This is a genomic window from Escherichia sp. TC-EC600-tetX4 (assembly GCF_019356055.1).
In the GTDB taxonomy this organism is placed as follows: domain Bacteria; phylum Pseudomonadota; class Gammaproteobacteria; order Enterobacterales; family Enterobacteriaceae.
This window is the reverse complement of record NZ_CP079924.1, coordinates 2799847-2813543: the sequence shown is the minus strand read 5'-3', so window position 1 is coordinate 2813543 and position 13697 is coordinate 2799847. Positions and strand designations below refer to the sequence as shown.

At 54.0% G+C, this 13697-nt stretch carries 14 protein-coding genes; 4 read left to right on the top strand and 10 right to left on the bottom strand.

All coding sequences use genetic code 11. The features are described from left to right. Nucleotides 1-45: 45 nt before the first annotated feature. Nucleotides 46-1287 carry a bifunctional glucose-1-phosphatase/inositol phosphatase gene (gene agp / locus KXD89_RS13760; RefSeq protein WP_001044279.1) on the top strand — a complete coding sequence of 414 codons (1242 nt, stop codon included), beginning with the start codon at nucleotides 46-48 and terminating at the stop codon, nucleotides 1285-1287. Between the two features lie 37 nt (nucleotides 1288-1324). Here agp and KXD89_RS13755 read toward each other — a convergent pair whose 3' ends face one another. Continuing rightward, entirely contained in the window at nucleotides 1325-1552 is a 228-nt protein-coding gene (locus tag KXD89_RS13755) for a YccJ family protein (protein WP_001143120.1), read from the bottom strand. Nucleotides 1553-1572: 20 nt separating this feature from the next. Next, nucleotides 1573-2169, bottom strand: a complete 597-nt coding sequence (gene wrbA, locus KXD89_RS13750; protein WP_001151437.1) for an NAD(P)H:quinone oxidoreductase — start codon at nucleotides 2167-2169, stop codon at nucleotides 1573-1575. 372 nt (nucleotides 2170-2541) lie between these two features. Here wrbA and KXD89_RS13745 point away from each other — a divergent pair, with 372 nt between their 5' ends. Continuing rightward, entirely contained in the window at nucleotides 2542-2715 is a 174-nt protein-coding gene (locus KXD89_RS13745) for a general stress protein (RefSeq protein WP_001273658.1), read from the top strand. A gap of 256 nt (nucleotides 2716-2971) precedes the next feature. Here KXD89_RS13745 and rutG read toward each other — a convergent pair whose 3' ends face one another. The 7 genes from rutG to rutA are packed head-to-tail and all read right to left on the bottom strand — an operon-like array spanning nucleotide 2972 to nucleotide 8415. Further along, a complete protein-coding gene (rutG, locus tag KXD89_RS13740) occupies nucleotides 2972-4300 on the bottom strand; it encodes a pyrimidine utilization transport protein G (protein ID WP_001326838.1) in 1329 nt (442 codons plus the stop codon). Nucleotides 4301-4320: 20 nt separating this feature from the next. Next, complete coding sequence (gene rutF, locus KXD89_RS13735; protein ID WP_001028083.1) at nucleotides 4321-4815, bottom strand: NADH-dependent FMN reductase RutF; 495 nt, start codon at nucleotides 4813-4815, stop codon at nucleotides 4321-4323. Between the two features lie 10 nt (nucleotides 4816-4825). Next, nucleotides 4826-5416, bottom strand: a complete 591-nt coding sequence (locus KXD89_RS13730) for a malonic semialdehyde reductase (RefSeq protein ID WP_001001176.1) — start codon at nucleotides 5414-5416, stop codon at nucleotides 4826-4828. Between the two features lie 9 nt (nucleotides 5417-5425). Next, nucleotides 5426-6226: a pyrimidine utilization protein D gene (gene rutD, locus KXD89_RS13725; RefSeq protein WP_000777653.1), complete on the bottom strand. Its 801-nt coding sequence runs from the start codon at nucleotides 6224-6226 to the stop codon at nucleotides 5426-5428. A 7-nt stretch (nucleotides 6227-6233) separates the two neighbouring features. Further along, nucleotides 6234-6620 (bottom strand): 3-aminoacrylate deaminase, encoded by a 387-nt coding sequence (gene rutC, locus KXD89_RS13720; RefSeq protein WP_001126780.1) that lies wholly within the window; start codon nucleotides 6618-6620, stop codon nucleotides 6234-6236. Nucleotides 6621-6631: 11 nt separating this feature from the next. Then, a complete protein-coding gene (rutB, locus tag KXD89_RS13715) occupies nucleotides 6632-7324 on the bottom strand; it encodes a peroxyureidoacrylate/ureidoacrylate amidohydrolase RutB (RefSeq protein ID WP_001393558.1) in 693 nt (230 codons plus the stop codon). Further along, entirely contained in the window at nucleotides 7324-8415 is a 1092-nt protein-coding gene (rutA, locus tag KXD89_RS13710) for a pyrimidine utilization protein A (RefSeq protein ID WP_001340618.1), read from the bottom strand. Before rutA ends, rutB begins: the two co-directional genes overlap by 1 nt. 287 nt (nucleotides 8416-8702) lie before the next feature. On the opposite strand from rutA, the gene rutR reads away from it, so the two are divergent. After that, the gene (rutR, locus tag KXD89_RS13705) at nucleotides 8703-9341 is read left to right on the top strand and encodes an HTH-type transcriptional regulator RutR (protein ID WP_000191701.1); all 639 of its coding nucleotides are present in this window, start codon (nucleotides 8703-8705) and stop codon (nucleotides 9339-9341) included. 39 nt (nucleotides 9342-9380) lie between these two features. On the opposite strand, the gene putA is transcribed toward rutR, so the two are convergent. Then, nucleotides 9381-13343, bottom strand: coding sequence for a trifunctional transcriptional regulator/proline dehydrogenase/L-glutamate gamma-semialdehyde dehydrogenase (putA, locus tag KXD89_RS13700; RefSeq protein ID WP_001326840.1), 3963 nt, complete (start codon nucleotides 13341-13343; stop codon nucleotides 9381-9383). Nucleotides 13344-13397: 54 nt separating this feature from the next. On the opposite strand from putA, the gene KXD89_RS13695 reads away from it, so the two are divergent. After that, nucleotides 13398-13607 carry a hypothetical protein gene (locus KXD89_RS13695; protein ID WP_000979516.1) on the top strand — a complete coding sequence of 70 codons (210 nt, stop codon included), beginning with the start codon at nucleotides 13398-13400 and terminating at the stop codon, nucleotides 13605-13607. Nucleotides 13608-13697: the final 90 nt, after the last annotated feature.

Genomic DNA, 13697 nt, shown 5'->3' with positions numbered 1-13697 from the left:
TTCTGTCACACTCTTTAGTGATTGATAACAAAAGAGGTGCCAGGAATGAACAAAACGCTAATCGCCGCAGCTGTGGCAGGGATAGTTTTACTCGCTTCAAACGCTCAGGCACAAACCGTACCGGAAGGCTATCAGCTACAGCAAGTGCTCATGATGAGCCGCCATAACTTACGTGCGCCGCTGGCGAACAATGGCAGTGTGCTGGAGCAGTCGACGCCGAATAAATGGCCAGAATGGGACGTCCCCGGTGGGCAACTCACCACCAAAGGTGGCGTGCTCGAAGTGTATATGGGCCATTACATGCGTGAATGGCTGGCAGAGCAGGGGATGGTGAAATCGGGGGAATGCCCGCCGCCGTACACCGTTTATGCCTATGCCAATAGTCTGCAACGTACCGTTGCGACCGCACAGTTCTTTATTACCGGCGCATTCCCGGGGTGTGATATTCCTGTGCATCACCAGGAAAAAATGGGCACTATGGACCCAACCTTTAACCCGGTGATCACCGATGATTCCGCCGCATTCAGTGAACAGGCGGTGGCGGCAATGGAGAAAGAGCTCAGCAAACTCCAGCTTACCGACAGCTACCAGCTACTGGAAAAAATCGTTAACTATAAAGATTCCCCTGCCTGTAAAGAGAAACAACAGTGTTCGCTGGTGGATGGCAAAAATACCTTTAGCGCCAAGTATCAACAAGAACCAGGTGTTTCCGGGCCGCTGAAAGTCGGCAACTCGCTGGTAGATGCGTTTACTTTGCAATATTACGAAGGTTTTCCGATGGATCAGGTGGCCTGGGGAGAAATCAAATCTGACCAGCAGTGGAAGGTGTTGTCGAAGCTTAAAAACGGCTACCAGGACAGCCTGTTTACCTCACCGGAAGTGGCGCGCAATGTTGCGAAACCGCTGGTCAGTTATATCGACAAAGCTCTGGTCACCGATCGCACCAGCGCACCGAAAATTACAGTGTTGGTTGGGCACGACTCCAACATTGCCTCTCTGTTAACGGCGCTGGATTTCAAACCGTATCAGTTGCATGACCAGAACGAACGCACGCCGATTGGCGGCAAAATCGTTTTCCAGCGTTGGCATGACAGCAAAGCCAATCGCGATTTGATGAAAATTGAATATGTGTATCAGAGTGCGGAACAGTTACGTAATGCCGATGCGTTAACCCTGCAGGCACCTGCGCAGCGTGTGACGCTGGAATTAAGCGGTTGCCCGATAGACGCTGATGGTTTCTGCCCGATGGATAAGTTTGATAGCGTGTTGAATGAAGCGGTGAAATAACAGAAAACTCCCCCGCGAGAAGCGGGGGAGTCGCTGGTTAAACGTTTTTACGTTCGATGGTCTGTTCGCCCCAAAAAAGCGAATCTTTATCGGTCTTAGCAAAGGCTTTGACTAACACTTCATCACTACCTTCTTCCCAAATCTTTTCCGCCATTTTTTCGTCGTACCCGGCGACTTCGAAAATGGCCTCGGCTATTTCCGGCGACGTATTGCGCAGAGATGCCCATTCACCGACGTGATGAGCTTTCGCTTCTTGAGTTGGCATGCGTATCCTCCTGTTGAAGATTAGCCGTTAAGTTTAACTGCCAGACCTGCGACATATTCCCCTTGATAACGAGCAATAGACAGTTCTTCCTGGCTGGGCTGGCGTGAACCGTCACCGCCTGCGATGGTGGTTGCGCCGTACGGCGTACCGCCGCGAACCTGTGAAACGTCAAATAATTCCTGCGCTGCGTAGCCAATAGGGACAATTACCATGCCGTGATGCGCAAGGGTCGTCCAGGTGGATGTGATGGTTTGTTCCTGACCGCCGCCAGTACCGGTGGAACTAAAGACGCTCGCCAGTTTTCCGTATAGTGCGCCGGAAGCCCACAGGCCGCCCGTCTGGTCGAGGAAGGTACGCATTTGACCGGACATGTTGCCAAAGCGGGTAGGTGTACCAAAAATAATGGCGTCGTAATCGGCCAGTTCTTGCGGGGTTGCAACCGGTGCAGTTTGCGTTTTACCGCCTGCTTTTTCAAATAATTGCGGCGGCATGGTTTCCGGTACACGCTTAACGACAACTTCAGCGCCATCCACTTTGCTTGCACCCTCAGCGACTGCGCGTGCCATCGTTTCAATATGTCCGTACATGGAATAATAAAGCACCAGAACTTTAGCCATTTCTAACCACTCCTCGTGTTATCTCTATTCCGTAGCGATTCGCTACCACTTATTTAAAGATAAGACGTCCTTTTCAGAGTGCAAATTTCACAACCACTTATTTGATTTATAACAACTTTCACAAGCACGTAATTTTGTCGCAAAATGACACATTTTTATCTCATCGCGTTTTTTTAATCATAAGAGCGGCTTATGGATAATTATTGGAGATGATATCTATTCTCGCTAAGAAGCTGTTGCAGGATATTACCAAACGCGGGTCTGCCCGCGTCAGTTCACTAAGCTTAGTCCCACGTAGCGAAAATATGGCAGCCGCCATACGCCGCGTTAATTCTATGCAATATGATGTCTATACCCAGACGGAGGTCAGTAATGGCAAACCATCGAGGCGGTTCCGGCAATTTTGCAGAAGACCGCGAAAGAGCATCAGAAGCAGGTAAAAAAGGTGGACAGCACAGCGGGGGTAATTTCAAGAATGACCCGCAGCGCGCATCTGAAGCAGGTAAAAAAGGTGGTAAGAGCAGTCACGGCAAAAGCGACAACTAGCCGGGCTAATCAATGACGAATGCATTTTTGTCTGTAGCTCGTCAAAAAGCCATCACCGCCGGTTACCCGGTGGTTGATACTGATGACAAATGTAAGCTTGCCTGATGCGCGATGCTTATCAGGCCTACCAGAAGATTGCAATATATTGAATTTGCACTGTTTTGTAGGCCGGATAAGGCGTTTACGCCGCATCCGGCATGAACAATGCGTACGTTGTCAACAATCTGCACCGCCGGTAACCCCGGCGGTTTTCTGTTTATGGCTCCTGATGAACAACTTCTGGCGGTGGAACGTCAACCAACTTTCTGCTTAACAACGCATTGAGTAAAATCGCGCCAAAGGTTGCTGTACCAATCCCTCCCAACGTAAAACCGCCCAGCGTGAGAGCAAAATCACCCGCGCCCAGCACTAAGGTTACTGCGACCATAATCAAATTACCGTTCTGGCTTAAATCGACACGGTTTTGTACCCATATCCTTGCGCCTGCGACGGCAATCAGCCCGAACACAACAATTGATGCACCACCAATAACCGCGGCCGGAATGGTATGAATCAGCGCACCAAATTTCGGTGAAAAGCCCAACAGCATGGCGATGACGGCAGCAGCAACAAACACCAGCGTCGAGTAGACTTTGGTCACGGCCATCACACCGATATTTTCAGCATAGGTGGTCACGCCGCTACCGCCGACAGAGCCGGAAAGCATCGTTGCCAGACCATCGCCTACGAATGCCCGCCCCATATACGGGTCCATATTGCGTCCGGTCATCCCGGCGACTGCCTTGAGATGACCTAAGTTTTCCGCCACCAGAATCACCGCCACGGGCGCAATCAGCATCATTGCCTGACCATTAAAAGCAGGAGTGGAAAAATGTGGCAGACCGAACCAGGCAGCATGGCTGACGAGAGTAAAATCGACGGCTTTTCCCAGCCCTAAAACGTTGGTCATCACGCCATACAGCAGACAGGCGACAATTAATCCTACGAGAATCAATAACCGCTGGATCATGCCACGGGTAAACACCGCCACCAGCCCAATACACAGCACCGTCATTACCGCCATCCAGCTATCAAAGGCCGAAGCCGATACACTTTTCACTGCGATAGGCGCTAAGTTCAGGCCAATCGCCATCACCACCGCACCCGTCACCACCGGCGGCATCAGTCGTTCAATCCAGCGCGTACCGATTTTCATCACCACCAGGCCAATGACGGTATAAACCAGCCCACAGGCGATAATCCCGCCCAGCGCAATGCTGATATTCGGGTTAATGCCCTGACCGTTAAAGCCCGTCGCGGCGATCACCACGCCGACAAAAGCCGCGCTGGAGCCGAGATAACTGGGGACGCGCCCGCCGGTAATAAAGAAAAACAGTAACGTGCCGATCCCCGACATTAAAATGGAAAGATTGGGATCCAGCCCCATCAGAATCGGCATTAACACCGTCGCGCCAAACATCGCCACCGCGTGTTGAACGCCCATTACTGCCGTCTGAGCAAACGGCAATCGTTCATCCGGCGCGACCACGCCGCTCTCTGTAGAGGTCGATTTTAACTGCCAGTGAGGAAAACCGAACATTGCCATCAGCTGTCTCCTTAAGGAGGTTAACAAGCAGGGCGCATCAGCGCGTGATAACTGCGATCGAACCACACCAGCCCGTAGGGTGTGGTGTGACGATGAATCGCTTCGATGGCGCAAAACAGAATGTCGTGGGTGCCGACGCTCACCACCTGGCTGATACGGCAGTCAAACGAAACCAGAGCCTCTTCCAGTTGCGGGCATCCGGTCACCCCCGTCTGCCAGCGGGCGGCGGCAAAGCGGTGTTCCATGGGCGTTTTGCCGCCAAAAAGGTTTGAAAGCGGCTCCTGCCCGGCGCTAAGTGTATTTACACACAGCGTTCGATTTTCATTGAATGCCGGCCAGACGGACGCCCCACGATTCAGGCACACCAGTAATGTGGGCGGCGTATCGGTCACACTGCAGACGGCGCTGGCGGTGAACCCGGCGCGCCCGGCTGGACCGTCCGTGGTGATAATATTGACCGCCGCGCCCATGCAGGACATCGCATCGCGAAAAGTTTGTTGATCGACAATGTTCATAGTTTGCTCCTTACAACAGCCCGCAGGCTTCTTCAAAGGACAGACGTGGCAGGCGCGCATAAAGCTTGCTGCTATCGCCATAGCCGATATTAATCAGCAGATTGCTCTTCAGCGTGCTGCCCGTAAAAAAGGCGTCGTCCACGTGTTGACGGTCAAAGCCCGACATCGGGCCGGTATCCAGTCCCAGCGCCCGGCAGGCGACGATCAGATAGGCCGCCTGCATGGAACTGTTGCGAAACGCTGTTTCTTCGGCAAGTTGTGGGCTGGAGGTAAACCAACTGCGGGCATCACCGTGGGGAAACAGTAGTGGTAACCGTTCATAAAATTCACTGTCCCAGGCGACGATAGCGGTGACGGGCGCGGTCAGGGTTTTTTGCAGATTGCCGCTGGAAAGTGCCGGGCGCAGACGTTCTTTTCCTTCTGCCGTGCGGGTAAACACGATCCGTGCCGGAGAACAGTTAGCTGATGTCGGCCCCCATTTCATCAGGGCATAAATCTCCCGTAACGTCTCATCGCTGACGGGTGTCTCCCGCCAGCCGTTGTGAGTGCGGGCATCGGTGAACAGGGTGCTAAGCGCACCTGGGCTAACGGCTTCGTTCATAGCAATTCCTTACAGGGCGGCTTCACGGTGATGTAACAGGCTGGCAAGCCCGTTGAGTAACAGAGCATTAAACGTTTCGGGATCGGTCACGTTGCAGGCGTGTCCGCCATAGGGCATCACCATTTTCTGGCTATCGGGCAGGGCGGCATGAAGTTCACTGGAACATGCTGTTGGCACCAGCAGATCATCACTGGCGCAGATGATTTGCACCGGGCAGCGGATGCGATCCGCATGGTGACTAAAGTCAGCGCGTTTGAGGGCGTTAAGTCGACGCAGTAAATTATTTTTGCCCTGAAAATGCGCCAGTGCCAGCGCGTCTTCTGCCTCCAGGCGAGGTGCGCGGGCCGCCATCCAGTCGGCGGGATAGAGGAACAACGGCTGCGCTTCCACCCATGCCTGCGCGCCGCCGCTATACAGTAATCGTTCGCGAACCTGAAAACAGCGGCGCGTATGGGCGTTTATTCGTAGCCAGCCGTTAACGCTGATCAGCACAGTTACCGACGCGGGATAATCCAGCGCCAGCTGCATTCCCACCAGCGCACCGAGCGCATGGCCGACCACTGCGTAATGCTCAATCCCTGCGGCTACCAGCGCCTGATGCAGTTCCGCTGCCATCTGGGCGATACTGTAATCTTCTGCCAGCGTGTCGGGATTATTGCCGGTGCCGCGCTGGTCGTAACAGACTACCTGATACTCCTGCTCCAGCACCGCCAGTTGCGGTAACCAGTAACTGCCGCTACCCCCAAGACCCGAAATCAACACCACTACGGGCGCATCAGCATAAGGGGGAGGTGAGAGTGAAAGTTTCATCGCGGCCTCACTTGGCGATATGCGCAATTGTGGCGATTTCCACCAGCGCGTCAGGTTTTACCAGTCCGCACTGAATGCAGAATCGCGCCGGTTTATCACCCGGAAAAAACTCGGCGTAGATTTCGTTAATCGCGGCGTAATTTTTCCAGTCGGTAATAAAGATGCTGTTGAAGGTCACATCCGCCATCGTGCCACCCGCCGTCTCGATCACCTTGCGGATAGTTTCCAGAACGTGGCGGGTTTGCGCCTTTGGGTCATCGGCAAACAGCACGTTATTATGTTGATCAAAAGCCAGCGTACCGGAGACATACACCACGCCATCAGCCAGCGTGCCGGGAACGAAGGGGGCCAGCGGTGCGCTGCTGCCAGCGGGAATAATTACGGATTTTGGCATCGTTAAACTCCTTAAGCGATATGAGCAAAGGACGTGGGAGAAAGCGCGTCGCAGAATGTTTCGACGTCGCTGACCCAGCCAAAAAAGGTTTCGATATTGAACAACGCGGCTTTCTGCGCAAATTTCGGCCCCGCCTGGTGAGTTGCGTCTTCAAGCACCACGCCGAAATACTCCAGAAAAAAGCCGTCGCGTAGCGTCGATTCGACGCAGACGTTGGTAGCGATGCCGGTGAAAACCAGATGGCGTATTCCGCGGCTGCGCAAAATGCTGTCCAGCGGCGTATTGAAGAAACCGCTGTAGCGCGGCTTCGGCAGCACAATATCGCCAGGCTGCGGCACCAGTTCATCCACCAGTTGATAATCCCAGGAGCCTTTCGCCAGCAATTTCCCCTGCAGCTGCGGCTGCTTACGCATGGTTTTCAGGGCGTTCGATTTATGAAAATTCGGTGAGCCGGGTCCGCCAGCCTCGACATACTGTTCATCCCAGCCATTTTGAAACCAGATGATCAGCATCCCTGCCGCTCGCGCTGCGGTCACGGCGGTTTGAATGTTGGCAATGACCGGGCGAGTGGTTGAGACATCAAACCCGGCGAGATCTAAGTAGCCGCCTGGCGTGGCATAAGCGTTTTGCATATCCACCACGATCAGCGCACTTTGCTGCGGATCGAAGGTAATGGCTTCCGGTCGAGCGGTTAAGGTCGTCATCATGCCACCTCCTGAGTCAGCGCAGGTAGATGGGCGCGGCATTGCATCAGTGGTTGAATGCGCTCGCCGAAGGTTTCGATTCCCGACAGAAAATCGTCGAAGGTTAACAGCACGCCTTCGGCACCAGGCACGCTTGCGACTTCATCTAACATGCGCGCGACACTGGCGTAAGAACCGACTAACGTCCCCATATTGATGTTTACCGCCGAAGTGGGATCGGCCATCTGACGAACGTTGGTGTCAGTACCGGAGCGGGTATCTTTCTGACTTTGTTCGGTTAGCCAGCTTAACGCCTCTTCATCCGCGCCCGCTTTGTAGTGTTCCCATTTGGCGCGAGCGGCATCGTCGGTTTCATCGGCAATCACCATAAACAACACATAAGAGCCAACGTCGCGTCCGGTTTGCTCTGCGGCCTGTTTCATCCGCGCAGCGGTCGGGGCGAAAGCCGTGGGTGTATTTACGCCTTTGCCGAAACAGAAGTTGAAATCGGCATACCGGGCGGAGAACGCCATGCCAGCGTCGCTTTGCCCGGCGCAGATCACTTTCATGGGGACACTCGGTTGCGGACTCACGCGACAATCATTCATGGTGAAAAAATCGCCTTTAAAATCGCTTTTCCCCGTGCCCCACAGGTCGCGCAGCACCTGAACATATTCGGTGAGATAGTCGTAACGACGGGAGAAATAGTCATCGCCAGGCCAGATACCCATCTGCTCATACTCGGGCTTTTGCCAGCCAGTCACGAGGTTGACGCCAAAACGCCCGCCAGAGATGGAGTCGATGGTTGCGGCCATACGGGCGACGATTGCCGGAGGTAACGTTAAGGTGGCAGCAGTGGCGTAAATCTGAATGCGCGAGGTCACGGCCGCCAGCCCCGCCATCAAGGTGAACGACTCAAGGTTGTGATCCCAGAACTCAGTTTTGCCGCCAAAGCCACGCAGTTTGATCATCGACAGGGCGAAATCGAAATGGTAGTGCTCCGCTTTTTGCACAATGGCTTTATTCAGTTCAAAGGTCGGCATGTACTGCGGCGCGTGGGTCGAAATGAGCCAGCCGTTGTTGCCAATAGGTACGAATACGCCAATTTTCATCATCAACCTCTCTTCGTCTCGTAAAGTGAAAGTCAGACGGGGCGCTGCATCCTGCATATCCTTTTCAGCCGCGTATTGGCTTGTTTGCAAAGCGGATGCCAGTTTTTAAAAAGTTAATGTTATTAATCTGTTAACATTACGTTATCTAAAATATCTGGTAAAAAGTGGACTAAACGGTCAAAACAGTTGCACATAAAACATGCATCTGTGCGCGATGAGAGTGCAGAAGGTCGAGGCCGGGCGGGGGTTTTGCTATCCTGTTGCCAATCTACAAGAGGGGAGAGCGCATGACGCAAGGCGCAGTGAAAACAACGGGTAAACGTTCGCGCGCAGTAAGCGCGAAGAAAAAAGCGATTCTTAGCGCAGCACTGGACACTTTTTCACAATTCGGTTTTCACGGCACAAGGCTGGAGCAGATCGCAGAGTTGGCGGGTGTTTCAAAAACCAATCTGCTGTATTACTTTCCGTCAAAAGAGGCGCTGTATATTGCCGTGCTGCGGCAGATTCTCGATATCTGGCTGGCACCGTTAAAAGCGTTTCGTGAAGATTTCGCCCCGCTGGCGGCGATCAAAGAGTACATCCGTCTGAAGCTGGAAGTCTCACGCGATTATCCGCAGGCTTCGCGCCTGTTCTGTATGGAGATGCTGGCAGGCGCGCCGCTGTTAATGGATGAACTGACGGGCGATTTGAAGGCATTAATTGATGAGAAATCGGCGCTGATTGCCGGTTGGGTCAAAAGCGGCAAACTCGCGCCGATTGATCCGCAGCATTTGATTTTTATGATTTGGGCTTCCACTCAACATTACGCCGATTTCGCCCCTCAGGTGGAGGCGGTGACAGGCGCGACGTTGCGCGATGAGGTATTTTTCAATCAAACGGTTGAAAACGTGCAGCGGATTATTATTGAGGGGATTCGACCACGTTAAAGATGCCGGAGGAGGTTGTAACATCCTCCGGCTACCTGTTTAACCTATAGTCATTAAGCTGGCGTTACCGCCAGCGGCAGCGGTATTCACACTCAGCGAACGCTCGATATACAGCCGTTCCAGAAGGATATTGCTTTCGCCACGGGCAAAACCCTGCACCGAAACAATTGTGCCATCCCGCGCGGCAACTGCTTCACACAATGCGCGAAGCTGATCCGAATCACCGTGGAAGATCACCGCATCAAACGGTTGAGCGGTTATATTTTCCGCTTTCGCCAGTTGAATACGTTCGCTGACTGCCGATGGCAATGCCTTCACTAACTGACGATGCAGCGCGTCATCCGGCCACAGTACCTGGCTGCCCACCGCCAGCACGGCGGCGAGCTGAGTCAGCGCATCCTGCTCATCATCGGCAATACACAACACGCGCTCACGCGGCAGCAGCGTCCAGGTGTTGCGTTCACCCGTCGGCCCCGGCAGCAATCGTTGTGTTCCTGCCTGCGCCAGCTCGCCATATTGCGTACATAACGCCTGCAATTCTGGACGATTTGCTGCCCATTCCCGCAGTGCATTTAGCGGCTGAGTCAATGCGGCTTTCAACTGCGCATCGACCGGATACTTTGCATCCTGACGCGCGAGCGTCACTGCCAGCGCACTTTCCGGGCGATTCGCCAGCAGACGGTAGAGATAGAGCGGACCGCCTGCTTTCGGCCCGGTACCGGACAACCCTTCGCCGCCGAACGGCTGCACACCAACCACTGCGCCCACCATATTACGGTTAACATACAGGTTACCAACATGGGCCGAGCCAGTGACCTGGGCGATGGTTTCATCAATGCGCGTATGGACGCCAAGCGTCAGACCATAACCGGAAGCGTTAATCTGCTCGATCAGCTCTGGTAGCTGGTTACGGTTGTAACGCACCACATGCAGCACCGGACCAAAGACCTCTTTTTGCAATTCGGCAAAGTCATCCAGTTCGATCAGCGTCGGGGCGACAAAGGTGCCGCTTTGCCATTCACGGGCATCTTCGCTGTTTTCCCGCACCGCCTGGAACACCGGACGGCCTTTGCTACGCATGGTCTGAATATGGCGCTCAATATTGGCTTTCGCTTCGCTATCAATCACTGGACCGATATCGGTGGTCAGGCGACCCGGATTACCCATCCGGCATTCGGCCATTGCGCCGCGCAGCATTTTCAACGTGTGGTCGGCAATCTCATCTTGCAGGCACAGCACGCGCAGCGCCGAACAACGCTGACCCGCACTGTCGAACGCCGAGGCCAGTACATCCACGACGACCTGTTCGGTCAGTGCTGAAGAATCGACAATCATCGCGTTCATGCCGCCGGTTTCAGCGATGAGCGGAATAGGGCGACCCTGAGCGTCCAGGCGGCTGGCGATATTGCGCTGCAGTAACGTAGCGACTTCGGTTGAACCGGTAAACATCACCCCGCGCACGCGATCATCACCCGTCAGTTGCGCGCCCACGGTTTCACCCCGACCTGGCAGCAATTGCACCACGCCTGGCGGTACACCCGCTTCCAGCAAAATGGCGATCCCTTGCGCGGCAATCAGCGGCGTTTGTTCTGCCGGTTTTGCCAGCACGCTGTTACCTGCCGCCAGTGCGGCGGCGATCTGCCCGGTGAAAATAGCCAGCGGGAAGTTCCACGGACTGATACACACCACAGGCCCTAATGGACGGTGGGTTTCGTTAGCGAAATCATCCCGCACCTGTCCGGCGTAGTAGTGGAGAAAATCGACCGCTTCGCGCACTTCGGCAATGGCGTTACTGAAGGTTTTTCCGGCCTCACGCACCAGAATACCAATCAGTTGCTGCATCTGGCTTTCCATCAGCACGGCAGCGCGGTGCAAAATCGCTGCGCGTTCAGCCGGAGGCGTGGCAAACCAGATTGGCGCGTTATTAACCGCACTTTCCAGCGCCTGTTCTACTTCACGCGGCGTGGCTTCACGCACATAGCCCACAATATCTTTCGGTTCCGCAGGGTTAATAACGGGCGACATCTCACCTGCCGCTACCGGTTGTTCCAGCATTGGCAAGGCCTGCCATTTTTGCAGTGCACTATTGAGCAGGGCAGAGGAGAGCGAGGCCAGGCGGTGTTCGTTAGCGAGATCCAGCCCTGCCGAGTTGTCGCGCCCGTGACCGTAAAGATCGCGCGGCAGGGGAATTTTCGGATGCGGTAATCCAGTTTGCCCTTCCTGTTGCGCCAGTTTTTCTACAGCAGTGACCGGATCGGCGACCAGTTCATCCAGTGGCAAAGAGGTGTCGGCAATACGGTTAACAAACGAGGTGTTAGCACCGTTTTCCAGCAGGCGACGCACCAGATACGCCAACAGCGTTTCATGTGTGCCAACCGGAGCATAAATACGACACGGACGGTTAAGTTTGCCGTCGGCAACTTTCCCGGTGACCTGCTCATACAGTGGCTCGCCCATACCATGCAGGCACTGGAACTCGTACTGACCCGGGTAGTAGTTCTGCCCCGCCAGTTGATAAATCGCCGCCAGCGTATGGGCGTTGTGCGTCGCGAACTGCGGGTAGATTAGATTCGGCACCGCCAGCAGCTTTTTCGCACAGGCGAGATAAGAAACGTCGGTATACACCTTGCGGGTATAAACCGGATAACCTTCAAGGCCGTCCATCTGCGCACGCTTAATTTCACTATCCCAGTACGCGCCTTTCACCAGGCGAATCATCAGACGGCGACGGCTGCGGGTGGCGAGATCAATCAGGTAATCGATCACCAACGGGCAGCGTTTTTGATAAGCCTGAATAACAAAACCGATGCCGTTCCAGCCTGCCAGTTCCGGCTCGAAACAGAGTTTTTCCAGCAGATCGAGGGAGATCTCCAGGCGATCGGACTCTTCGGCGTCAATGTTGATACCAATATCGTACTGACGCGCCAGCAGGGTGAGTGATTTCAGACGCGGGTAAAGCTCTTCCATTACCCGGTCATACTGGGCGCGGCTATAACGCGGATGCAGCGCCGACAGTTTGATTGAAATGCCCGGCCCTTCATAGATGCCACGACCGTTAGACGCTTTACCGATGGCGTGAATCGCCTGCTGATAGGAAACCATATACGCCTGTGCATCTGCGGCGGTCAGCGCGGCTTCGCCCAGCATATCGTAAGAGTAACGGAAACCTTTCTCTTCCAGCTTGCGGGCATTGGCTAACGCTTCCGCGATGGTTTCGCCAGTGACGAACTGCTCACCCATCAGGCGCATCGCCATATCCACACCTTTGCGGATCAGCGGTTCACCGCTTTTACCGATAATGCGGTTCAGCGAGCGGGAGAGGCTGGCTTCGTTATGGGTGGAAACCAGTTTGCCAGTAAACAGCAGCCCCCAGGTGGCGGCATTAACAAACAGTGACGGGCTACGACCAATGTGTGACTGCCAGTTACCGTTGCTGATTTTGTCGCGAATTAACGCGTCGCGGGTGGCTTTGTCGGGAATACGCAACAACGCTTCCGCCAGACACATCAGCGCCACGCCTTCCTGCGATGACAGCGAAAACTCCTGCAATAACCCCTGGACCATACCTGCGCGACCACTGGCATTTTTTTGATTACGCAGTTTATCGGCCAGCTGATACGCCAGTTTGTGCGCCTGTTCAGCAACTGGCTGCGGCAGGCGGGCTTGTTCCAGCAGCATAGAAACCGCTTCGGTTTCCGGGCGGCGATAGGCCGCGGTGATCGCGGCGCGGGAAACCGACTGGGGCAATATTTGCTCGGCAAAGTCGAGGAATGGCTGGTGTGGTTCCTCTGCCGGAGTCGGTGCTTCATCGCTCTCATTGGCCGCGCCAGAAAGCAGCGCAGGTAGCTCCGGCAGAGTATCGCTGTTTTCCAGTTGTTCGAGATAAGAAAAAATCGCCTGCTTAATTAACCAGTGTGGTGTGCGATCGATACGTGTCGCGGCAGACTTAATACGCTCACGCGTCGCGTCGTCCAGCTTAACCCCCATGGTGGTGGTTCCCATGCCATTACTCCTGTTGTTCAGAAAGGTGCAACTTAACGTTATCGTGAAATATCCATGATGTTGCAACTTTGTGCAACCATGTTAAATGTGACATGCGTAGCAAGCTTAAAAATGAATGAAATGTTAATAAAAGAAATCGATATGACAGGGATTAAAAAAATAACTCAGACTTTTTCTCTGCGGCAGTTAACATTTTTGAAAGGTGCAACCGCAAAAAATGTGAGAGAGTGCAACCTGATGAAAAATAGTGTCGCTGAGCACTAAAATTTAATGTAAATGGTGTGTTAAATCGATTGTGAATAACCAGCGCTTCCGGCAGGATACGGTCGCCCTGGTAAAACATAAACTCTGTTA

Excerpts from the sequence above, each read along its gene's own strand:
- agp (WP_001044279.1), top strand. The coding sequence starts at position 46 with ATGAACAAAACGCTAATCGCCGCAGCTGTGGCAGGGATAGTTTTACTC.
- KXD89_RS13755 (WP_001143120.1), bottom strand. The coding sequence starts at position 1,552 with ATGCCAACTCAAGAAGCGAAAGCTCATCACGTCGGTGAATGGGCATCT.
- wrbA (WP_001151437.1), bottom strand. The coding sequence starts at position 2,169 with ATGGCTAAAGTTCTGGTGCTTTATTATTCCATGTACGGACATATTGAA.
- KXD89_RS13745 (WP_001273658.1), top strand. The coding sequence starts at position 2,542 with ATGGCAAACCATCGAGGCGGTTCCGGCAATTTTGCAGAAGACCGCGAA.
- rutG (WP_001326838.1), bottom strand. The coding sequence starts at position 4,300 with ATGGCAATGTTCGGTTTTCCTCACTGGCAGTTAAAATCGACCTCTACA.
- rutF (WP_001028083.1), bottom strand. The coding sequence starts at position 4,815 with ATGAACATTGTCGATCAACAAACTTTTCGCGATGCGATGTCCTGCATG.
- KXD89_RS13730 (WP_001001176.1), bottom strand. The coding sequence starts at position 5,416 with ATGAACGAAGCCGTTAGCCCAGGTGCGCTTAGCACCCTGTTCACCGAT.
- rutD (WP_000777653.1), bottom strand. The coding sequence starts at position 6,226 with ATGAAACTTTCACTCTCACCTCCCCCTTATGCTGATGCGCCCGTAGTG.
- rutC (WP_001126780.1), bottom strand. The coding sequence starts at position 6,620 with ATGCCAAAATCCGTAATTATTCCCGCTGGCAGCAGCGCACCGCTGGCC.
- rutB (WP_001393558.1), bottom strand. The coding sequence starts at position 7,324 with ATGACGACCTTAACCGCTCGACCGGAAGCCATTACCTTCGATCCGCAG.
- rutA (WP_001340618.1), bottom strand. The coding sequence starts at position 8,415 with ATGAAAATTGGCGTATTCGTACCTATTGGCAACAACGGCTGGCTCATT.
- rutR (WP_000191701.1), top strand. The coding sequence starts at position 8,703 with ATGACGCAAGGCGCAGTGAAAACAACGGGTAAACGTTCGCGCGCAGTA.
- putA (WP_001326840.1), bottom strand. The coding sequence starts at position 13,343 with ATGGGAACCACCACCATGGGGGTTAAGCTGGACGACGCGACGCGTGAG.
- KXD89_RS13695 (WP_000979516.1), top strand. The coding sequence starts at position 13,398 with ATGATGTTGCAACTTTGTGCAACCATGTTAAATGTGACATGCGTAGCA.